Source organism: Lichenihabitans sp. PAMC28606 (assembly GCF_020616535.1).
Lineage (GTDB): Bacteria > Pseudomonadota > Alphaproteobacteria > Rhizobiales > Beijerinckiaceae > Lichenihabitans > Lichenihabitans psoromatis.
On sequence record NZ_CP085136.1, the window covers coordinates 1,577,280 to 1,599,294 of the forward strand.

At 64.6% G+C, this 22,015-nt stretch carries 13 protein-coding genes; 7 read left to right on the forward strand and 6 right to left on the reverse strand.

Annotated elements, in window-relative coordinates:
* Positions 1–110: 110 nt before the first annotated feature.
* From LGH83_RS07500 to LGH83_RS07520, 5 genes are all read right to left on the reverse strand, one after another.
* The gene (locus LGH83_RS07500; RefSeq protein ID WP_131118885.1) at positions 111–1,109 is read right to left on the reverse strand and encodes a dipeptide ABC transporter ATP-binding protein; all 999 of its coding nucleotides are present in this window, start codon (positions 1,107–1,109) and stop codon (positions 111–113) included.
* The gene (locus tag LGH83_RS07505) at positions 1,106–2,110 is read right to left on the reverse strand and encodes an ABC transporter ATP-binding protein (RefSeq protein ID WP_227401251.1); all 1,005 of its coding nucleotides are present in this window, start codon (positions 2,108–2,110) and stop codon (positions 1,106–1,108) included. The genes LGH83_RS07500 and LGH83_RS07505 overlap by 4 nt, the downstream gene beginning before the upstream one ends.
* A complete protein-coding gene (locus tag LGH83_RS07510) occupies positions 2,110–3,033 on the reverse strand; it encodes an ABC transporter permease subunit (RefSeq protein WP_131118889.1) in 924 nt (307 codons plus the stop codon). The genes LGH83_RS07505 and LGH83_RS07510 overlap by 1 nt, the downstream gene beginning before the upstream one ends.
* Entirely contained in the window at positions 3,023–4,036 is a 1,014-nt protein-coding gene (locus LGH83_RS07515) for an ABC transporter permease subunit (RefSeq protein ID WP_131118891.1), read from the reverse strand. The genes LGH83_RS07510 and LGH83_RS07515 overlap by 11 nt, the downstream gene beginning before the upstream one ends.
* Before the next feature lie 79 nt (positions 4,037–4,115).
* Positions 4,116–5,705, reverse strand: a complete 1,590-nt coding sequence (locus LGH83_RS07520) for an ABC transporter substrate-binding protein (protein WP_227401252.1) — start codon at positions 5,703–5,705, stop codon at positions 4,116–4,118.
* Positions 5,706–6,001: 296 nt separating this feature from the next.
* Here LGH83_RS07520 and ahcY point away from each other — a divergent pair, with 296 nt between their 5' ends.
* The 7 genes from ahcY to LGH83_RS07555 all read left to right on the forward strand — a co-directional run bounded on the left by ahcY (position 6,002) and on the right by LGH83_RS07555 (position 20,237).
* Positions 6,002–7,420: an adenosylhomocysteinase gene (gene ahcY / locus LGH83_RS07525; protein ID WP_227401253.1), complete on the forward strand. Its 1,419-nt coding sequence runs from the start codon at positions 6,002–6,004 to the stop codon at positions 7,418–7,420.
* A gap of 238 nt (positions 7,421–7,658) precedes the next feature.
* Positions 7,659–10,268 (forward strand): sensor histidine kinase, encoded by a 2,610-nt coding sequence (locus tag LGH83_RS07530; RefSeq protein ID WP_227401254.1) that lies wholly within the window; start codon positions 7,659–7,661, stop codon positions 10,266–10,268.
* A 121-nt stretch (positions 10,269–10,389) separates the two neighbouring features.
* Positions 10,390–11,934 carry a tRNA (adenosine(37)-N6)-threonylcarbamoyltransferase complex ATPase subunit type 1 TsaE gene (tsaE, locus tag LGH83_RS07535; protein WP_227401255.1) on the forward strand — a complete coding sequence of 515 codons (1,545 nt, stop codon included), beginning with the start codon at positions 10,390–10,392 and terminating at the stop codon, positions 11,932–11,934.
* Positions 11,934–12,653, forward strand: coding sequence for a nucleotidyltransferase family protein (locus tag LGH83_RS07540; RefSeq protein WP_227401256.1), 720 nt, complete (start codon positions 11,934–11,936; stop codon positions 12,651–12,653). Before tsaE ends, LGH83_RS07540 begins: the two co-directional genes overlap by 1 nt.
* Before the next feature lie 12 nt (positions 12,654–12,665).
* On the forward strand, positions 12,666–15,806 hold the full coding sequence (gene addB / locus LGH83_RS07545) for a double-strand break repair protein AddB (RefSeq protein ID WP_227401257.1): 3,141 nt from the start codon (positions 12,666–12,668) through the stop codon (positions 15,804–15,806).
* Entirely contained in the window at positions 15,803–19,285 is a 3,483-nt protein-coding gene (gene addA / locus LGH83_RS07550; RefSeq protein WP_227401258.1) for a double-strand break repair helicase AddA, read from the forward strand. Before addB ends, addA begins: the two co-directional genes overlap by 4 nt.
* Positions 19,286–19,364: 79 nt before the next feature.
* The gene (locus LGH83_RS07555; RefSeq protein WP_227401259.1) at positions 19,365–20,237 is read left to right on the forward strand and encodes an NAD(P)-dependent oxidoreductase; all 873 of its coding nucleotides are present in this window, start codon (positions 19,365–19,367) and stop codon (positions 20,235–20,237) included.
* A gap of 138 nt (positions 20,238–20,375) precedes the next feature.
* Here LGH83_RS07555 and LGH83_RS07560 read toward each other — a convergent pair whose 3' ends face one another.
* The gene (locus LGH83_RS07560; protein ID WP_227401260.1) at positions 20,376–21,947 is read right to left on the reverse strand and encodes a L,D-transpeptidase family protein; all 1,572 of its coding nucleotides are present in this window, start codon (positions 21,945–21,947) and stop codon (positions 20,376–20,378) included.
* Between the last annotated feature and the right edge of the window lie 68 nt (positions 21,948–22,015).

The window sequence follows — 22,015 nt, forward strand, 5'->3', positions numbered from 1 at the left end:
ACGGCCGCGATTCGCCAGTAAACCATAGAGGAGGCGCAAGCGGAACAAAACCGGAATAGATCAACGAGGGACGAAGCTCAGTGACGGTCGGCGACAACGGACGGACGCGCCTACGCCTCGACTGCCCAGCAGGCGACATCCCGACCCTGTTTGGCAACAAGCGGGGGTTCGTCGACCCGGCATTTGTCGAACGCAATGGGGCAGCGGGTGTGGAAGACACAGCCTTTCGGCGGATTATAGGGCGAGGGCAACTCACCCTTCAGCACGATCCTGTCGCGTTTGGCACCGGGATCCGCCACCGGCGTCGCCGACAGAAGCGCCTTCGTATAAGGGTGCTGCGGATTGGCGAACAAGGTCTGGCTGGACCCGATCTCAACCGTGTGGCCGAGATAGATCACCATGATCCGGTTGGCGATATGACGCACCACGGACAGGTCGTGCGAGATGAACACATAGGCGAGCCGAAACTCATCCTGCAGATCGGCCAGGAGGTTAAGGACCTGCGCCCGGATCGAAACGTCGAGGGCCGACACCGGTTCGTCCAACACCAGGATCTTGGGTCGCAGCATCAAGGCGCGCGCGATCGCAATGCGTTGGCGTTGCCCACCCGAGAACATATGCGGGTAGCGGTCATAATATTCCGCCCGGAGTCCGACCTTCACCATCATGTCGCGCGCTGCCGCTTCGCGCGCCTTGGCCGGCGTATCGGTGTTGACCAGCAAAGGCTCTTCGAGCGCCTTGCCGATCTTCTGGCGCGGGTTCAGCGATCCATAGGGGTTCTGAAACACCATCTGGACCTCGCGCCGTAGCCGCTTGCGCGTCGCCGCATCGGCCTGAGCCACATCGGCGCCCTCGATGTCGAGCACGCCCGAGGTCGGCGGCTCGATCAGGGTCAGCAGGCGGCCCAGTGTCGACTTACCGGAGCCTGACTCACCAACAACCGCCAGCGTCTCGCCGCGATCGAGCGTGAAGCTCGCCCCCGCCAGCGCCTTCACGGTCACGGGCTTGCCGAAGAGCCCGCGCCGACCCTCATAGTGCCGATGCAGATCCTTGGCTTCGAGCACACGGGCCGTCGTGTCGAGCACGGGACGTTCAATCGCGAGGCTCATGCGGGTTCCCGCGCAGGTTCAAGCGTTCGGGCCGACGGCACGCCGCCGATCAGCGGTGTGTGGCACAGGGCCTGGCCGAGGGCGGGACTGGCTTTACGCGGCACGATCGTGTGGCAGTCGTCGAACACGAAAGCGCAGCGGGGCGAGAAGGTGCATCCGGCCGGCCGATCGAACTGCCCCGGCACCACGCCGGGAATGGCCGGCAGGCGCCGCTGGGTTGCCCGCTCGGGCAATGCCGCCATCAGCGCATCGGTATAGGGATGGTGTCGGCCGGCGAAGAGTTCGGCGGTTGTGTTGGTCTCGACCTGACGCCCGGCATATTGCACCACGACGCGGCTCGCGGTTTCGGCCACCACGCCCATGTCATGCGTGATCAGCACGATGCCCATCCCGGTCTCCTTGCGGAGATCGAGCAACAGATCGAGGATCTGCGCCTGGATCGTGACATCGAGCGCCGTCGTCGGTTCATCCGCAATCAGCAGTTTCGGATTGCAGGAGATCGCCATGGCGATCATGACGCGCTGGCTCATGCCGCCCGACAATTGATGCGGGAACATCCCGAGCCGACGCGCCGGATCGGGAATACCGACCTTCTCGAGCAGATCGATGCAGCGCGCCTTGCGGGCCGATCGCGAGAGCCCGAGATGCGCCTTGAGCGACTCGCCGATCTGGAACCCCACCGTGAAGCACGGGTTCAGCGACGACATCGGCTCTTGAAAAATCATCGCCATGTCGCGGCCGATCACCGATCGACGCGCCTTGGGGCTCAGCTTGCGGAGATCCTGGCCGCAGAAGTCCATCCTGTCCGCCGTGATGGTCGCGGTCCAGGGGAGCAGGCCCATGATGGCCAGCATGGCGACGGATTTGCCCGAGCCGGACTCACCGACGATCGCCAGGACCTCGTCGCCATCGACCGTCAGATCAACGCCATCCACGGCCGTGAAGGCCCCGTTGCGGGTTGCGAACCGCACCGTCAGATTACGAATATCGAGAAGGCGCATCAGCCTCTCCGCATCTTGGGGTCGAACGCGTCCCGCAGGCCATCGCCCAGCAGGTTGATCGACACGACCGTGATGAGAATCGCGAGCCCGGGCAGCGTCACGATCCAGGGTTGCGAGCGAATGAACTCGCGCGAATCAGCCAGCATGGAGCCCCATTCGGGGGTTGGCGGTTGCGCGCCGAGACCCAGAAACCCCAGCGCCGCGGCTTCGAGAATAGCATCGGACAAACCGAGCGCCGCCTGCACGATGAGCGGCGCAAGACAGTTCGGCAGCACGGTGGAGACCATCAGGCGGAACGGTCCGACGCCCGCGACCTTGGCGGCCGTAACATAATCCTTGTCGAGTTCCGTCAGGGCGGAGGCGCGCACGAGGCGCACGTAGCGCGGAACGTAGACGATCGTGACCGCCACGATCGTGTTGACGAGGCTCGGCCCCAGCACCGCCACGGCGAGAATCGCCAGTACCAGATCCGGCACCGACATGATGAGATCCATGACGCGGGTGATGACGACGTCGACGAAGGATCCGTAATAAGCCGCCAGCAGGCCGAGCACGATGCCGACCACGAAGGACACGCACATGACCGAGACGCCGATGAACAGCGAGACGCGGGCGCCATAGATGATGCGGGACAACATGTCCCGGCCGACGCCATCCGTGCCGAACACGAAGCGCCACGTGCCGCCGCCGACCCAGACGGGGGGTGCCTTCACGGCATCGCGGAATTGCTCGACGGGCGAATAGGGTGCGATCAGCGGCGCGAAGATCGCCATCAGCACGACCAGCGTGACGATTACGAGGCCGAGCACCGCCCCCTTGTTTTCGCGGAACGACAGCCAGAAGCTGTAGATCGAGGAGGCGGGTTTCGGCGCCGTCGTCAGGCTGCTCGGGGCGGCCGAAAGGGTCGCAAGATCAGCGGCCATGCCGGATCCTCGGGTTGATGAGGCCATAAGTCGTATCGACCAACAGATTGACCAGAATGACGACCGCCGACACCAGCATGATGCCGCCCTGCAAGGCCGGATAATCGCGGCGCGAGATGGCCTCGATGAGGTAATGGCCGACGCCCGGCCAGGAGAAGATCGACTCGGTGAGCACCGCCCCGGCCAGCAAGCTGCCGGTCATCAGGCCGATCACGGTTGTGACCGGGATGAGCGCGTTGCGAAGGGCGTGGACGCCGATGACGCGGAACGGCGAAAGGCCTTTGGCGCGCGCGGTGCGAACATAATCCTCGCTCAGCACCTCCAGCATCGACGATCGCGTCATTCGGGCGATCACGGCCAGCGGAATCGTGCCGAGCACGATGGACGGGAGAATGAGGTGGCGCACCGCATCGACGAACGCGCCCGGCTCGTCCGACAGCAGGCTGTCGATCAGCATGAAGCCGGTCGGGGTGTCGTAGTCGAATCGAATGAGATCGATGCGACCAGACACGGGGGTGAGGTGCCACTGCTCGGCCACCAGCATGATGAGCAACAGACCCCACCAGAAAATCGGCATGGAATAGCCGGTGACCGAAAGACCCATCAGCACCTGATCGTACCACGTGCCGCGTTTGACGGCGGCCACGACGCCCATCGGGATCCCGATCGCGATCGCCAGCATCATGGCCACGGCCGAGAGTTCGACGGTGGCAGGGAAGAGCGTAAGAAATTCCGTCAAGACGGGATTGCTGGTCGACAGCGACGTGCCGAAGTCGCCGTGCAGCAGATGCCATCCATAATCGAGAAATTGCTTCCAGACGGGCTGGTCCAGCCCGAGTTGGTGTCGGAACATCTCGAGCCGCTCGGGCGAGATGCCATGCTCGCCAACCCGCACTTCGACAGGATCCCCCGGCACCAGCCGGATCGCCATAAAGGTCAGAAACGTCAGCGCGATGAAGGTCGGAATGGTCAGCGCGAGGCGCTTGAGGAAGAAGCGGATCACGATCGCGGATCCGCTGCCTGGCCAGCCGGACCACGATGGTCCGGCTGATTGATGATGAAAAGAATGACGATCACCTCGATTACTTCAGGTCGACGCCATCGAACTGATTACGACCCAACGGGCTCATTTTGTAATCGACGACGTTCTTGCGCATCGGTTGATACACGACCGAGTGGGCAATGTTGAGCACGGGCTCGTCGTCATGCTCGATAACCTGCATCTCGCCATAGAGCTTCGTGCGCTCGGCCTGATCGGTGATCTGCTTGGCCTTGTCCAAGCGCGCATCGAACTCCGTGTTGCACCATTTGCCGACGTTGCTGGCCGCCGGCTTGCCGCCCGGGCAACCGAGGAAGAAGAAGAAATTGTCCGGATCGCCATTGTCGCCCGTCCAACCGAACAACGCCGCCGTCGCTTCGCCATTCTGCAACCGCTTGCGATATTCGCCCCACTCGTAGGTCACGAGCTTCGCATTGACGCCGATCTTGGCGAGATCCGACTGCATCATCTCGGCGATGCGCTTGGCGTCCGGGTTATAGGGCCGCTGCACGGGCATATACCAGAGGTCGATGTCGAGCGGCGTGGTGACACCGGCGGTCTTCAGCAGTGCCTTGGCCTTCTCGGGGTCGAACGGATAATCGACGACCTTGTCGTTATAGGCCCACATGGTCGGCGGAATGAGGTTCTTGGCGGCCTGGCCGGCCCCGAGATAAACGTCCTTAATGATCGACGGCTTGTCGATCGCCATGCTGAGAGCCTGACGGACTTCCTTCTTGTCGAAGGGCGGCTTCTGCGCGTTAAAGGCCAGATAGCCGATGTTGAGGCCCGGCTGCGACATGACCGTGAGATCGGGATCCTTTTGCATTTCGGGCAGATCGGCCGGACGCGGGAAAGTCGAGACCTGACATTCGCCGGTCTTCAGCTTCGAGAGGCGTGCGGTTGGGTCAGGCGTGATCGCGAAAACGAGGTCATCGATCGGCGGCTTTCCGCCCCAATAATCCTTGTTGGCCTTGAAGCGGATCACGGCATCCTTCTGGTAGGACGAGAAGGTGAACGGCCCGGTGCCGACCGGAACCTGATCGAATTGCTCGGTCTTGCCCTTTTTCATCAAGCTGTCGGCATATTCGGCCGACTGGATCGTCGCGAAGTCCATGGCGAGATTCGCCAAAATCGCGACATTCGGCTCGCTGAGCGTCATGACGATCGTATAATCGTCCTTCTTCTCGATCGACTTGACGAGCTTCGGCATATCCATGTCGGAGTAATAGTCGTACTTGCCGCCCGACACCTTAAAGTAGGGGTTCTTCTCGTCATATTGGCGACCGAACGAGAACAACACGTCGTCGGCATTGAAATCGCGGGTCGGCTTGAAATCGCGGATCGCGCCGAATTTCACACCCTTCCGCAGCTTGAACGTAATCGTCATGCCATCGGGGCTGACGATCCAGCTTTCCGCGAGGCCAGGCTTCAGGGTGGTGGCGCCACGGTCGAATTCAACCAGTTGGTCGAACACCGGGCGGGCGGCGTCGAAGCTCGTGCCGGTCGTGTTCAGCGCAGGGGTGAAATTTTCAGGCGAACCTTCGGAGCAATAAACCAAGGTTTTGGCCGAGGCTGCGCTCGATCCGAGCAACAAAGCCGCAACCCCAAAACCGATCATCTTCAACTGGTTCATTCGTCACCTTCAGTTACGAGCCAAAGCCTGCTGCAACCCGCTTCCGGTCGCTGCCTCGATCAACACCATGTCAGGATGCTCAAATACGCGCCATATCGAAGCGTGATTTTGAGCCGAGTTACAATCGGATTCGAGAACAGCGCGATCATCCGCGCTGCCGGCAGAGCGGAAGCAATCGTCATACCATTCCGGCATCAACGATTTTCATCCATATAAAGACTTCGACATATGTTTATTGCCTCGGGGTCGTGCGGCTGATAGGAGGATGGCGAACGCACTCTCGGGGATACGACCACATGAGCTCAGCCCAAACCACATCCGCTCACGATTATGCCATTGCCGATATCGGTCTCGCCGACTGGGGCCGTAAGGAAATCGCGATCGCCGAGACGGAAATGCCCGGTCTCATGTCGACGCGGGCCGAGTTTGGCGCGTCGCAGCCGCTGAAAGGCGCCCGCATCGCCGGATCGCTGCATATGACGATCCAGACTGCTGTGCTGATCGAAACCTTGAAGCACCTCGGCGCAGACGTGCGTTGGGCCTCGTGCAATATCTATTCGACGCAGGACCATGCCGCCGCCGCCATCGCGGCCACGGGCACCCCGGTTTTCGCCATCAAGGGCGAGAACCTCAAGGATTACTGGGACTACACGCATAAGATTTTCGAGTGGGCCGATGGCGGCACCCCGAACATGATCCTCGACGACGGCGGCGACGCGACGCTGCTGATCCATCTCGGCATCCGTGCCGAAGCCGGCGACGTTGCCTTCCTCGAGGGCGCCACCAACGAAGAAGAAGAAGTCCTCTTCGCGGCCATCAAAGCGCGGATCGCTTCCAACCATGGTTGGTATGGCCGGGTCGGCAAAGCCATCAAGGGTGTGACCGAGGAAACCACGACGGGCGTCCACCGCCTCTACATCATGGAGAAGGAAGGCAAGCTTCTCTTCCCGGCCATCAACGTCAACGACAGCGTCACCAAGTCCAAATTCGACAATCTCTATGGCTGCCGCGAAAGCCTCGTGGACGGCATTCGCCGTGGCACCGACGTCATGATGTCCGGCAAGGTCGCCATGGTGGCGGGCTTCGGCGACGTGGGCAAAGGCTCGGCCGCCTCGCTCCGCAACGCCGGCTGCCGCGTCATGGTCTCGGAGGTCGACCCGATCTGCGCCCTTCAGGCCGCCATGGAAGGCTATGAAGTCACCACGATGGAAGATGCGGCACCCCGCGCCGATATCTTCTGCACCGCGACCGGCAACGTCGACGTCATCACGATCGATCACATGCGCGCCATGAAGGACCGGGCGATCGTCTGCAACATCGGCCATTTCGACTCGGAAATTCAGGTCGCGTCGCTCAAGAATTTCAAGTGGCACAACGTCAAGCCGCAGGTCGACGAGGTCGAATTCGCCGACGGCAAGCGGATCATTCTGCTCAGCGAAGGGCGTCTTGTGAACCTCGGCAACGCCACGGGTCATCCCTCCTTCGTGATGTCGGCCTCCTTCACCAACCAGACGCTCGCGCAAATCGAGCTTTGGACCAAGCAAGGCGACTACGAGAAGAAGGTTTACGTGCTGCCGAAGACTCTCGACGAGAAGGTCGCCTCGCTCCACCTCGCCAAGATCGGCGTGAAGCTGACCAAATTGTCGGATCAGCAGGCCACCTATCTCGGCCTGTCGCAGACCGGCCCGTTCAAGCCGGATACCTATCGCTACTGAGACCAACCTGCTTCGTTTGAGACGGCCTGCTCGGTCGTTTACAGGGACGAGCGTTGCATGAACAACACCCTCGTGGCGGGAACGCCTCGAGGGTGTTTTGTTATGCGTTAACCACTTTCTCAGTCGCTTCGTGAAAGGCTAAGTTGAAGCGAATCAGGTCGCAGCGTCGTTGTCGCTGGGGTTGGTCCTCACGGCGTCAGGCGTGGGCTCCACGGCCGCGACGCAAAGGGACTTTGGAATGGGATTCGGGAAGCGCCTTGGCGTGGCGATTTCTGTGCAGGCGCGTCGCAGCGGCTGCTCGGCCGACCCGCGCCGACCGGCTTCGCGCTCTCGTCTGCGCTATGGTGCCGCCCCTGCAACGCCCGTTGGTTCCACCGCGCCGATCGTGAGCCGCATCGGCCAAGCCGCGCTGATCCTTATGCTGTTCAGCGGCCCGGGATCGGCAGCCGACATTCGCCTCATGTCGCTCGGCTCCATGCTCGACCATGGGGAATCCGCCGGCCTCGCCATCATCGTGGCCCTGGTTCTCATCGCAACCGTCGTGGCGCTCCTGCACCTGACCGCCCGTCGCCGCTGGGCGGAGCGCGAACAGCAGATGACGGCCGAACTCGCCGAAGCGCGCGCCAAGGTCGATCGGGCGCAGGTGTTCATGACGGCCGAACCGCAGATCGTCGTCGCCTGGCGTTCCGCCACCAGCGAGCCGGAGATCGAGGGAGATCTCTCGCTCGTGGCCGATGCCCTCGTGGCGCGCCGCATCCTCGGCTTCGGAACATGGTTGCCGCCCGCGACGGCCCAATCGCTCGAACATGCGGTGGATCACCTGCGCGCGCGGGGCGAAGGTTTTCGCATGGCCGTGCTCACGGTGGCGGGTCGTCATCTTGAAATCGAAGGCCGCGCGGTCGGTGGTCGGGCGATCCTACGGATCCGCGATGTCTCGGGTGACCGCCTCGAGTTGACGCGCTTGCGCGACCGGCACGGCCAGGTGCTCGACGAGATCGAGGCCTTGCGGCAGATGCTCGACATCATTCCCGATCCGGCGTGGATGCGGAACGAGGCCGGCCGCCTGAGTTGGGTCAACAAAGCCTATGGCAAGGCGGTCGAGGCGAAAGATCCCACCGACGCGGTGGTCCGCAGCCTCGAATTGCTCGATCAATCGGCGCGCGCCACCGCCAACGCGACCCGCGCGACCGGAACCGCGTGGATCGCCCGCTCGCATGCGGTGGTGGCGGGCGAGCGCCATCTCCTGCATGTCATCGACGTGCCGTCGGCGAAATGTTCCGCCGGCATCGCGATCGACCTCTCCGAACTCGAATCGGCCCGCTCCGAACTCGAGCGGCAGATGACATCCCACTCCCGCACGCTCGATCAACTCTCGACCGCGGTCGCGATCTTCGACCGATCGAAGAAGCTGGTGTTTCATAATTCGGCCTACCGAGACCTTTGGTCGCTCGACGCCGCGTTCCTGGACAGCCAGCCGCTCGACGGCGAAATCCTCGACCGCCTCCGCGCCGAGGGACGCCTACCCGAACAGGCCGATTACCGCGCCTGGAAAGCCAGCGTTCTTGCGGCCTATCAAGCGGTCGAGCCGAGCGAAACCGCCTGGTACCTGCCCGGCGGCCGCACGCTGCGGGCCGTCACCAACCCCAACCCGAACGGCGGCATCACCTACCTGTTCGACGACGTGACCGAGCGCTACCACCTCGAATCAAAATATAACGCGCTCATCCGCGTCCAGGGCGAGACTCTCGACACGTTGAAGGAAGCCGTGGCGGTGTTCGGCACGGACGGCCGCCTCAAGCTGTTCAATCCGGCTTTTGCCGAGATCTGGCGGCTCGATAGCGCAACGTTGCTGGAGCGCCCGCATATCGATGAGATCGCAGGCCTATGTGGTCCACTCTGCGGCGATGGCACCGCCTGGACCGCGATGCGGACCATCGTGGCGGGCCTCGAAGACGAACGGCGCGGCTTCGAACAGCGACTGCAACGGCGGGATGGAACCATCCTCGACTATGCGGCGGCGCCGTTGCCCGACGGCGCGACGCTGCTGACCTTCACCAACGTCACGGCCGGCGTGAACGTCGAGCGTGCCTTGAAGGAGCGTAACCAGGCGCTGATCGATGCGGAGAAGATCCGCAACGACTTCGTGCACCACGTCTCTTACGAATTGCGATCGCCCCTGACCAACATCATCGGTTTTGTGCAGCTCCTCGGCGACCGGTCGGTCGGCTCGCTGAATGCCAAACAGCTCGAATATGCGGGCTACGTCACCAAATCCTCATCGGCCCTGTTGGCGATCATCAACGACATTCTCGATCTCGCCACCATCGACATCGACGCGATGGAGCTGAGCGTCGGCGATGTCGACATCCGTCAGATCATGGATGAAGCGTCCGAAGGTGTGCAGGACCGGCTATCGGATGCAGGCATCACACTGCAGATCGTTGCCCGCGAGGGGATCGGCGTCTTCGAGGCCGACGGCCAACGCGTGCGGCAGATCCTGTTCAACCTTCTGTCCAATGCGATCGGCTTCTCCTCGGCGGGCCAGACCGTCACGCTGGCGGCCATGCGGCGGCAGGATCAGGTCGTCTTTAAGGTGACTGACGAGGGACGCGGCATGTCGAGCGATATGCTGGATCGCGTTTTCGATCGCTTCGAGAGCGACACGATCGGATCCCGGCATCGCGGCGTCGGCCTCGGACTGTCGATCGTGCGGGCTTTCGTCGAATTACACGGCGGCCAGGTGCTGATCGATTCGGCCCTCGGCGAGGGCACGACCGTGACATGTATCTTCCAGGCGCAGGCCATCGAAAGCGACGCCATGCTGTCGACCAGCCTTCGCTCCCACTAAGCAGCGAGGACATGATCGGCCGCCGCCGCTCCTTTGCGACTCGCGATGGCATTGTTCTGTTGCCGCTGATCCTTTATCGACGGGTCAGCATGCTGCGGCGCTCTGGCTAGAGGTGGGGACCATGACTGAAACGGGAGCGGCGACGCGGTGGCAGTTCGTGCTGCGCGACGAAACCGTGACCGTCATGCTGGCCAGCAAAGTCGCGGGCTGGGTGAAGGCCGGCGACCTCCTGACCCTGTCGGGCGATCTCGGTGCCGGCAAGAGCACATTTGCGCGAGCCTTGATCCGGGAGCTCACGAACGATCCGACGCTCGACGTGCCGAGCCCAACCTTCACGCTCGTTCAAGTCTACGACGGTCGCGCCTTTCCGATCGTCCATGCCGATCTCTACCGCATCGAGACGGTGGACGAACTCGCCGAACTCGGCTGGGACGAAGCGGCCGATGGCGCGCTGGTGATTGTCGAATGGGCCGATCGCATCGGCAATGGGATCGCGCCGGATCGGCTCGATCTCCAATTTTCAATCCCGGCCGATGCCGATCCGCGCCGCCGCGACATGGTGATGACGGGCTATGGTCGGTTCGCCACCCGTCTCGGCGAGATCAAGGCGATCGAGGACCTCCTGCCCGAAGCGGGCTTCGATGGAGCAGCTCGGCGATACATGACCGGCGATGCTTCGACGCGCGCCTATGAGCGGTTGACCCGGTCGGATGGGCGAACGGCCGTCCTGATGATCTCGCCGCCGCGCGCCGATGCGCCGGTGGTGCGTTATGGCAAGCCCTATCACCTGATCGCGCAACTCGCGGCTGACATCCGGCCCTTCATCGCGATCGACAAAGCGCTCCGCCAGCAGGGCATCTCCGCGCCGGAGATCTATGCGGCCAACATCGACGCGGGTCTCGCGGTGCTGGAGGATCTGGGGTCGGAGCCGTGTGTCACGGCCGACGGCCCGATCGCGGAACGCTACCTCGAAGCGGTCGGGCTCCTCGGCAAACTGCATGGCACGACGCTGCCGACCACGGTTCCGATCGACGACGCGACGCCGTATCAGATCCCCCCCTACGACCTCGATGCTCTACTGATCGAAGCCGAACTGATGATCGACTGGTATGCGCCGCAGATCGCCAAGGTCGCGGTGTCGGCCAGTGCCCGCGCGACCTTCCTGGCCATCTACACGCGTCTGTTGCAGCCGCTGATCGACGCCCCGGCGACCTGGTGCCTGCGCGACGTCCATTCTCCCAATCTGATCTGGCTGCCCGACCGGCGCGGCACGGCGCGCATCGGCATCGTCGATTTCCAGGATTGTGTGATGGGCCATCCGGCCTATGACGTTGCCGCCTTGCTGCAGGATGCGCGCGTGACCGTGCCGGACGCTCTCGAACTCCGCCTGCTTGGAGCCTATGCTCAAATGCGAAAAGCCGCCGATCCCCGCTTCGACATGGCCGGCTTCGTCCAAGCCTATGCGGTGATGGGCGTGCAGCGCGCCACCAAGATCCTCGGTATTTTTGCGAGGCTCGATAAGCGCGACCGCAAACCGCAATATCTCGAGAACCTGCCGCGGATCGAAGCCTATCTGGCCAAGGGCCTCGCTCATCCCGCCCTTGCGGAGCTCAAGGCTTGGTTCGAGGCCTATGTGCCCCGCGCGCTCGGGGCCGAGCGATCCTGATGCCGACCCCCGACGTCGCCATGGTGTTTGCGGCAGGGCTCGGCACACGGATGCGTCCGCTCACCGACACCATGCCCAAGCCCCTCGTTTCCGTGGCGAACCGGTCGATGTTGGACCATACGCTCGACCGTCTGGCCGACGCCGGGGTTCGGCGCGCCATCGTCAACGTGCACTATCTGGCCGACCAGATCGAGGCGCGTCTGGCGGGCCGCACGGCGCCCTCGATCATCATCTCGGACGAGCGCGACCGGCTGCTCGATCAGGGTGGCGGCATTAAGAAGGCGCTGCCTTTGCTCGGCCCGGCTCCATTTCTGATCTGCAACACCGACGCACTCTGGCTCGAGGGCCCGACCTCGAACCTTCGCCGGCTTGCCGCACATTGGAATCCGCACCGGATGGATATCCTGCTGCTCGTCGCCTCCACGACAACCAGCATCGGGGTCGACTGGCCCGGCGATTTCGCCATGGACGAGGACGGCCGCCTGTCGCGTCGGCAGGAACATGCGGTGACGCCGTTCGTCTATTCGGGGATCGGCATCGTCAAGCCGGATCTGTTCGCCGAAACACAGGCGGACGTGTTCAGGCTAGCGCCGTTTTTCTTCGCTGCGGCCGAGGCGGGGCGGCTCTTCGGCACACGGCTCGAGGGCCTGTGGCTGCATGTCGGCACGCCCGAGGCTTTGGCCGAAGCCGAAGACGTCATCGAACATTCGAACCGCTGAACCGAGACAAGCATGCGACACCCCCGGCTGTTCACGATCCCGCCGGGCGCACCGTTTCTCGATACGCTCGCCACGACCCTGCTGGACGGAACGCTGGTGCCCGGTTTTTCAGCGGCGGCCGGCCCGCTCGGGCTTGCCTCCGCCACCATCTTCGTGCCGACCCGTCGCGCCGCCCGAGCCTTGGCCGCAACCCTCGCCAGCCACATCGCGGCGCCCTCGGTCCTGCTGCCCCGCATCCTGCCGCTCGGCGGGCTCGATGCGGTCGAGACGGACGTGCTGTTCGACGATCCCGGTTTCGATGATCCGCTCACGCCCGACCTCCCGATCGCGATCGGTGATCTCACCCGCCGCATGATCATGACCCGCATGATCCTTGGCTGGGCGCAGGCCGTGCGACGCGCCATCATCTCGGTCGATGGCGAGGGTCGGCGCACGCTCCACGCCAACGAAGATCTTCTGGTCGCCACCTCGGCGGCCGATGCCTGGGCGTTATCGGGCGATCTCGCCGCGCTCAGCGACGAGTTGCTGACCGAAGGCATCGGTTGGGCCAGCATCGAGCCGCTCGGCACCGATGCGTTCGATCGTTACTGGCGGATCACGCTCGACTTTTTGAACATCGCCATCGCAGGCTGGCCCGCCATCTTGGCGGAACGCGGTGAAGTCGACCGCGCGGCGCGGCAGATCGCGCTGATCGACTCGGAGATCAGGCGGCTCGAACATACCGCGACCGGACCGGTGATCGTGGCCGGATCGACGGGATCCAACAAGGCGACGGCGCGCTTGATCGCGGCTATTTCGCGCCTGCCGCAAGGGGCCGTCGTGCTGCCCGGGCTCGATCACAGCCTCGACGAGCCGAGTTGGCGCGCCATCGCGGGGCAGAACGGTGCCGATCCGGCCGCCAGCCATCCGCAAGCCACGCTGAAGCGCCTGCTCGGCACAATCGGGGTCGAGCGCGACGCGGTCGTGCCGCTCGGCATGGTGCCGCCCACGCTTGCGATGCGGCGGCGCTTCGTCAGCGAAGCGATGCGTCCCGCCGAAACGACCGACCTGTGGCGGGCCTTTGCGGACCAAGCGGAACCGCTCGATCTCGAGGCGGCCCTCGCAGACGTGCTCGTGATCGAGGCCGCCGATGAACGCGAAGAAGCGCTGGCGCTGGCGATCGCGATGCGCGAGGCGCTCGAGCAGGACGGCACCGCCGTGCTCGTGACGCCGGACCGCGCGCTCGGCCGACGCGTCCGCGAGGAACTTGCCCGGTGGTCGATCGAGATCGACGAATCGGGCGGCGAGCAACTCGGAACGACGCCAGCGGGCGCTTTCGCGCGCCTCGTGGTCGACTGCGCCCTGAGCGATCTCGCGCCCGTCGAGGTGCTGGCTCTCCTGGCGCATCCGCTCGCCCGGTTCGGTCGAGCGCGCCACGCTGTAGCGGACCTCGCCCGGACCTTGGAGATCGCCATCCTGCGCGGAGTGCTGCCGCCGCGCGCTCTGCATGATCCCGCCGGGCTGGTCGAGCGCGCGCGGGCAAAGCGCCAGCAACCTTATGCGCCAGACCCGCTGAAACGTCTGGACGAGGCCGCTTTCGACCGGCTAGCCGCCTTTCTTGCGGATGTGACGGCGGCGCTCGCGCCCGTGCATCGCCTCGGCGCCGGCACGCCCCTACCCGATTGGCTCGATGCCCATGCCGAAGCGATCTGGACCATGACGCTCACCCCGGATGGCGAAACGGCGATGACCGGCATCGACGGCCACGCGGTCGCGGCCTTGTTCGATGCGCTGCGCGAGGCCGCCGATGCGGCGATCACGCTGGACGGAGCGGGTTACGCGGCTCTGTTCGACCGCTTCGCCGCCGAAACGCCCGTGCGTGGCCCAAACCGCAGCCATCCACGCCTCAAAATCCTGGGGCTGCTCGAAGCCCGGTTGCTGTCCGCCGACCTGGTGTTGCTGGCGGGACTCGACGAGACGATCTGGCCGCCCCTGGTGCAGACCGACGCGTTTTTGAACCGGCCGATGCGCGCCGCCCTCGGCCTACCGCCGCCGGAGCGGCGCATCGGTCAGACGGCGCATGATCTCGACATGGCGCTCGGCCAGCCGCGCGTCATCCTCAGTCGCGCCCGCAAACGCGGCGGCGCCCCGACCGTGCCGTCGCGTTTCCTGCAACGCATGGCGGCCGTGGCCGGCCCGCACTGGGCCACCTGTCGCCAACGCGGCTCCCGCTATGTGGCGCTCGCGGCGGCGCTCGATCGACCCGCCGAGAGCCAGACACTCAAGCGCCCGGCGCCGAGACCCGATGTGGCGCTGCGACCGACGCGCCTCAGCGTGACCCGCATCGAAACACTGCGGCGCGACCCTTACGCGATCTATGCCGAGAGCATCCTAAAACTCCGCCCGGTCGACCCGATCGGCGCCATCATGGGACCGCGCGAATACGGCACCGATTTCCACGCCGTTCTGCGCGACTTCACGCGACACTATGCCGAAGGGCCGCTGCCCCCCGGTGCCGCCGACGACCTGCTCGGTCGCGCCGAGACGATCTTCGAAGGCTCGCTGGACGAGCCCCTATTTCGCTCGTTTCTGTGGCCGCGCATTGCCGGCTGGACGCGCGCCTTCGTGGCCTGGGAAGCCGGGCGCCGCGCCCGTGCCGCACAGCTGGCGGTCGAGGAGCGGGGCGAATTGCTGATTCCACTCTCCGACGGATCGGTCTTCAAGCTGACCGCCAATGCAGACCGGATCGAGACCGGCCCCGATGGCCTCGTCACCATCATCGACTATAAAACAGGGGCATCGCCGTCGCTAAGCGCGGTGAAGGTCGGCTTCGCGCCGCAGCTTACGCTCGAAGCCGCCATGGTGGAGCGCGGCGCCTTTCCGGCAATCGGCCACGGCCGTCGAGTCGAGGGTGCGACCTACGTGAAATTCGGCACATCCGACAGCGTGGAGCTGCGCGCTCTCACCTGGAAGGACCGCAGCTTCGAAGATGTGGTCGCCGACCATTTCGAGGGTCTCGTGCAATTGCTCGACAGCTTCCGCGATCCGGCAACGGGCTATCCGGCGCGGCCCTACCCGCAATTTGCGGCGCGCTTCAATGCCTATGATCACCTCTCGCGCGTGAAGGAATGGTCGGCCGCCGGGGGCGACGACGACGGCGAGGATGCCGCATGAGCCAGAACATTCCGGTCGATACGATCGTCAACCAGCAGCGCGCGTCGGATCCGACCGGGTCGGCCTGGGTGTCGGCCAATGCCGGGTCGGGCAAAACCTTCGTACTGACCCGTCGCGTGATCCGACTGTTGCTCGGCGGGGTCGCACCGAGCCGCATCCTCTGCCTCACCTTCACCAAGGCGGCAGCCGCCAATATGTCGATTCGGGTCTTCGACACCCTGGCCCGCTGGGTCACGATGGACGATGCGGCGCTGTCGGCCGCCATGATCGAAACGGGCGCGCCGCGTCCCACCCCGGCGGATCTTGCGGCGGCGCGACGTCTATTCGCCCGAACGGTCGAGACACCGGGCGGCTTGAAGATCCTGACGATCCACGCCTTCTGCGAGAAGATGCTGCACGCCTTCCCGTTCGAGGCCAATGTGGCGGCCCGCTTCACCGTCATCGAGGCAACACAGCAAGCCGAATTGCTGTCCCGCGCGCGCGAAGCCGCTTTGGCCGAGGCCGTCGACGACCCCGACTCCCCCCTCGGGCAGGCTGTCGAGCGGCTCGGGCGAACTCTGTCGACCGCCGTTTTCGACGGGCTCGTGGCGGAGGTGTCGACGCATTATGGTTCGTTGCGAGCCAGTCTACAGGCGGCCGGCGGCATCGATCGCCTGGGTGACGCGCTGGGACAGGCGCTCGGCACGGGCGGGCTCGGGATCGCCGACGTCGAACGCGCCATGCTGGACGATGGCCTACAGCGCTCCGAATGGGAGAGCATCGGCCAGCATCTCGCCAGCCTCGGCAGCGCGACTGGCGAGCGGCTGATCGAGGCGGCGCGGGCCACCGGCCCCGGCGTTATCGCGGCCTATCTCGACGTCTTCCTCACGCAGAAGCTCGGCAAACGGGCTGATAGCTATCTGGCCAAGAAAGTGCGGGCGGCCGAGGCGTCTCTCTGCGCGACTTTGGATGCCGAGCGCGATCGGCTCGTGGACCTGTTGGCGAAACGGCGGGCCGCCGAGGCGTTCGAGGGCACGATGGCACTGCTGACGGTGGCGGGCGCCATCCTTGACACCTACGAGGGCCTGAAGCGCCGTCGCGGCTTGTTGGATTTTTCCGATCTGATCGAACGCAGCCGCATGTTGCTGCAGCGCTCCGACAGCGCCTGGGTGCTCTACAAGCTCGATTCGGGCATCGACCATGTCTTGGTCGACGAGGCGCAGGATACATCCCCCGACCAATGGGACATCCTGCGCGCCATCAGCCGGGACTTCTTCTCCGGCGAGGGGCAAAGCCGAAGCAACCGCACCTTCTTTGCGGTCGGTGACGCGAAGCAATCGATCTATTCGTTCCAGGGCGCCCGCCCCGCCATGTTCGATGCCGCTCACCAGGATTATAAAAAGCGCGCGATCGCGGCGGGCCTTCGGTTCGAAAGCGTGCGGCTTCAGCTGTCGTTCCGCTCGGCCCGCACGGTATTGGATGTCGTCGACCGCATCTTTGCCCATGAGGGGCACGCGCGCGGGCTCTCGGCTGGAGCCGATGGCGTGATGCCGCATGAAGCTTTGAAGCGCGCCATTCCGGGCCTCGTGGAACTGTGGAGGCCGATCGGGCCGACACCGGCGCCCGAACCCGCCGATTGGCGGTTGCCGGTCGATCTGCCCGACGCGTCCGATCCTGCCGTCGTGATGGCACGTCGCGTCGCCGACACGATCGCGCGGCTGACGGCACCCGGCTCGACAGAAACCGTTCACGACGGCCCCTCCGACCGTCGCCGGTCCGTGCACCCCGGTGACATCCTAATTCTCGTGCGCTCGCGCGGCCCGTTCTTCAATGCGGTGATCCGGGCCCTGAAGGACAAACGCGTGCCCGTCGCGGGGGCGGATCGCGTCAATCTGACGGATCATATCGCCGTCATGGATCTCACGGCGGCGGGGCGCGCGGCCTTGCTGCCCGACGACGACCTGACGCTCGCTTGCGCGCTGAAATCGCCACTGATGGGGTTCGACGACGACGACCTGCTGAGGCTCGCCCCACAGCGAGGCGGTAGCCTTGCCGAGGCGATCGCAGCATCCACGAACGACCGGGACCGGACGGCTGCCAACTGGCTTTCGATTTGGCGCGACAGGGCCGCGACACTGACGCCCTTCGCGTTCTACACGCGGCTGCTCGGTCAGGACGGCGGCCGTCGCAAGCTCCTGTCGCGCCTCGGCCCCGAAGCCGGCGACGTGATCGACGAGTTTATGGCCCTGACGCTGGCGCATGAGCGCGATGGCGCGCCCTCGCTATTGACCTTCTTGGCCCGGCTGGAAGGCACCGAGCTTTCGGTCAAACGCGACATGGACGCGGCCGGCGACGCAGTTCGGGTCATGACGGTCCATGCGGCCAAAGGTCTCGAAGCCAAGATCGTGTTCCTGCCCGACACGTGTGGCGTACCGAGGAAACAGCACGATCCGAAGTTGTTCTGGCTCGACGGCGAGCGGCTCGACGGCGAGCAATCGAGCGAATCTCGTCCGGGTCTACTGGTCTGGTCACCCAAAAGCGATGCCGACACGCCAGCGGTGGCCGACCGGCGCTTGGCCGGCTGGGAGGCGACGCTCGATGAACATCGGCGTCTCCTTTATGTGGCGCTGACGCGAGCCGAGGAGCGCCTCTATATCGGCGGGTTCCATGGCAAAAACGACCCCGCCGCCGATAGCTGGTACAAGATGATCGAGGCGGTCGATCTCGGCCTCGAGCCGGTACCGGCTCCATGGGATGCCAATGACACGATCCTCAGGCGCAGCGATCCGATGGGCGAGGCCACGATGGCGGTCGCGGCACCAGCGGGTTTACCTGTGGAAGCCCCGGCGTGGCTGAATTGCCCCGCTCCGCGCGAGGTTGCGGTCGCGCCGCCGATCCGCCCGTCCAACGCGCTTGGGGCAGCCGACCAACCTCCCCGCGACGCGAGTGATCTCGCGATCGGGCCTCGCCCGACCGCTCAGCGCGAGGCGGCCCTCGTCGGGCGCCTCATGCACCGGCTGCTGCAGCATCTCCCCGCCGTCGCCACCCCTCGCCGCCGCGATGCCGGCTTGCGCTATCTCGCGGCGCAGGGCCGCGCGCTCACGGCGGAGAAGCGCGACCAGCTCGTCACGACGGCGTTGCGCGTGCTCGACGAACCGGCACTGTTGCCGCTGTTCGGGCCGGGCTCGCAGGCCGAGGTGGCGATCGCGGCCCGGGTCGACGTCGCCGGACATGAGGTCGATGTCACCGGGCAGATCGATCGGATCGCGTTGACCGACGACGCGATTTGGATTGGTGATTATAAGACCGGGGCTGCTCCGCGTGGCGGCACCGTCCCGTCGTCTTACATGGTCCAACTGGCGCTCTACCGTTCCGCCGTGTCGCCGCTCTACCCTGGCCGGGTCGTGCGGGCTTTCCTGATCTGGACCGAAGGGCCGCTCGTCATGGAACTTGCGTCCGGCGATCTCGATGCGGCGCTTTCGACGCTCGGGCCGCGTTGACGTCATCGAAGGGGGACGACTCGACGGCCTGAACGGCCGAGCAGCGGCCCCCGTTGCACAAGCATAATCGGAGTTTGACATGGATATCGGTTTTATCGGGCTTGGGCATATGGGACGCGCCATGGCCACCAACTTGTTGCGCGCGGGCCATCAGGTGCGGGTTTGGAACCGCTCACCCGGACCGGCTCAGGATCTCACGACGGCGGGGGCCGTGGCGGTCGCGACTGCGGCCGACGCTTTTGCGGGCGATGCGGTCATCACCATGCTGGCCGATGACGCGGCCCTCGAACAGACGCTTGCCGGGTTGCTCGACAAAGCGCCCAAGGGATTGCTCCACATCAACATGGCGACCATCTCGGTGGCGCTCGCGAAAGCTTTGACCGACACGCATGCCGCATCGGGACTCGGCTATATCGCCGCCCCCGTGTTCGGCCGAACCGAGGTCGCCGTCGCGGCGCAGCTCAACATCCTGGCGGCCGGCGATCCGGCCCTGATCGAGAAGGCGATGCCGCTCTTTGAAGCCATGGGGCAGAAGGTCTGGCGGCTTGGCCCCGAGCCCTATCGCGCCAACGTGGTCAAACTCGCGGGCAATTACATGATCGCGGCCTCGGTGCAGACGATAGCGGAAGCGATGGCGCTCGGGCAAGGCAATGGGGTCGATCCGCATGACCTGATGGAGGTGCTGACCGGGACGCTCTTCGGCGGTCGAATCCACACGGGCTATGGCAAGCTGATCGCGGATCAAACCTTCGAGCCGGCCGCCTTCAAGCTGACGCTCGGCGCGAAGGATGTGCGCTTGACCATGCAGGCGGCCGAAGCCGTGAATGTGCCGATGCCGATCGCCAGCCTTCTCCGCGATGGGTTCATCGATGCGATCGCGCATGGCGACGGCGGCCTCGATTGGACCGCTCTGTCGAAAGTCACATTCCGCCGCGCGGGTCAGGATCACTAGGCCGGGCGCTCAGCCGCTCGCCCCACGAGAGCGAGCGATAAAGAGCGATCCACCTCGCCTCGTCGCTCGCAAGCCTTGTCTCTTGCAGGCCTAGTGTCTGCCAGACCTAGTCTCTGGCAGACACTAGGCAGGTCGAGCTTAATTCACGGTCGACGTGGTCGCCATCGCCGACTTGGGCAAGGGGGCATGGTCCGTCGTTGCCTTTGGCAACGTGCTGGTCAAGTCGTTAGTCTTGGTTGGCGCGGCCGCCTCGCGATTATGCGCCTTGCTAGCCGCCGCACCCAGTTTCCGGGCCGTCAACGGGCCATGATTGATGCTCTCCGGTCCGGTTGTGATCAGTTGCACCGGGGGAGCCGAGGCCTGCACGACAGGCGCGGCCTCAGGCTTCGGCCCATTGAGGTTGATCCACTTGTTCAAGAAGCCAAGCGGCTCATCTTTCGTCTCTGTTTTGGCATAGGCCGACGGCGCAGCATTGAAGGTGGCCGGCATTTCGGCCTGCGCGGTCTTCATCGGCAACACGGCACCGACGGGCGCCGAGGCAGCGACCGTCGTCGTATTGCTGGCGACTGCAATCGGAGCGACGGGCACCGCGACCGGCTTGATCGAGCCGGTTTCGTTGATCGCGACGGTCGGCGGAACGTAGCCGATATTGCCTTTCGCCAGTAGCGCCTTCGAAGCGGCTTTGGCGGCAGCGACCTGAACCGCAACGGATTTGGACTTCGGCCCTGCATCGAGAGCAATCTCGGTGGCGCCGGCCGCAAGCGCATCGGCGCGGCTCACATCAGCAATCTGATGCGCGAAGGACTCGTGCTGTCCACCATCCGCATAGATGATCCGCACAGGCATGACGCCTTTGGTGACCAGCGCCGCGACTTCGGCATTGTCCCGCTGTTCCTTGGCCGCGACCTCGGCCTTGACGGCCGGATCTTCGTTCAAGGGCGGGCAGCTCGACAAAGCATCGAAGCGCGCCTCTCCCTTCGGGCTCGCCCCGAAGACATAGTGACGATTGCAAACGCCGACCGGCGTTTCTGTCTTGGTCACGTCGAAGAGATCGGACCCCTTCTTCAATTCGCGCCAGAACGGCATGTTGGGGTCGAGACGCAATTTGGCGATGTTCTCGGCCGTCATGCGGAACGGATAGGATTGCATCTGGATCGCGCGCTGACCGCCAGCGAACGACTCGCGGGCCAGAGCGTAGATCTCTTCGATTTCCTTATCGGTCATCGAGAAACAACCGGCCGACGAGCAGATGCCATGCACCATGATCGAGCCGCCGGTATGCCCGTTGGCCCGATCGTAGGCGTTGGGATAGCCGACGTTGAACGACAGGTAGTAATGCGAATTCGGGTTCATCTGGCCCGGCGTGATCGTGTAAAATCCCTCCGGCACCTGCCGGTCGCCCTCGGTCACCTTGGGACCGAGCTGACCCGACCAGCGGCACATCGGAAAGGTCTTCAGGTAAACGTATTTCCCGTCCGGCTTGCGCTTCCAGACCTCGAGTTCCGCTTCCTTCTTAAAGGCGCGGATCAGCATCGGGGCGTCTTTCATCGTCCCTTTGGTGGCCATCAGTTGTTCGGTCGCAGGCGGGATCGGAGCGAAAGCGCGATAGCTCGTCGACGATCCGGTCTCTTCACAACCCGCCAAGAGAGCCGCGCCGGCGAGCGCGAGCGCCAGGACAACGAGTCTGCGGATCGTATGGCTTACCGACATGCTGATGAGTTCCGCTGCATTTGAGCACCGCAAAAGCGCTAAATCGAACCTGCCGCTTGTACCCTTAC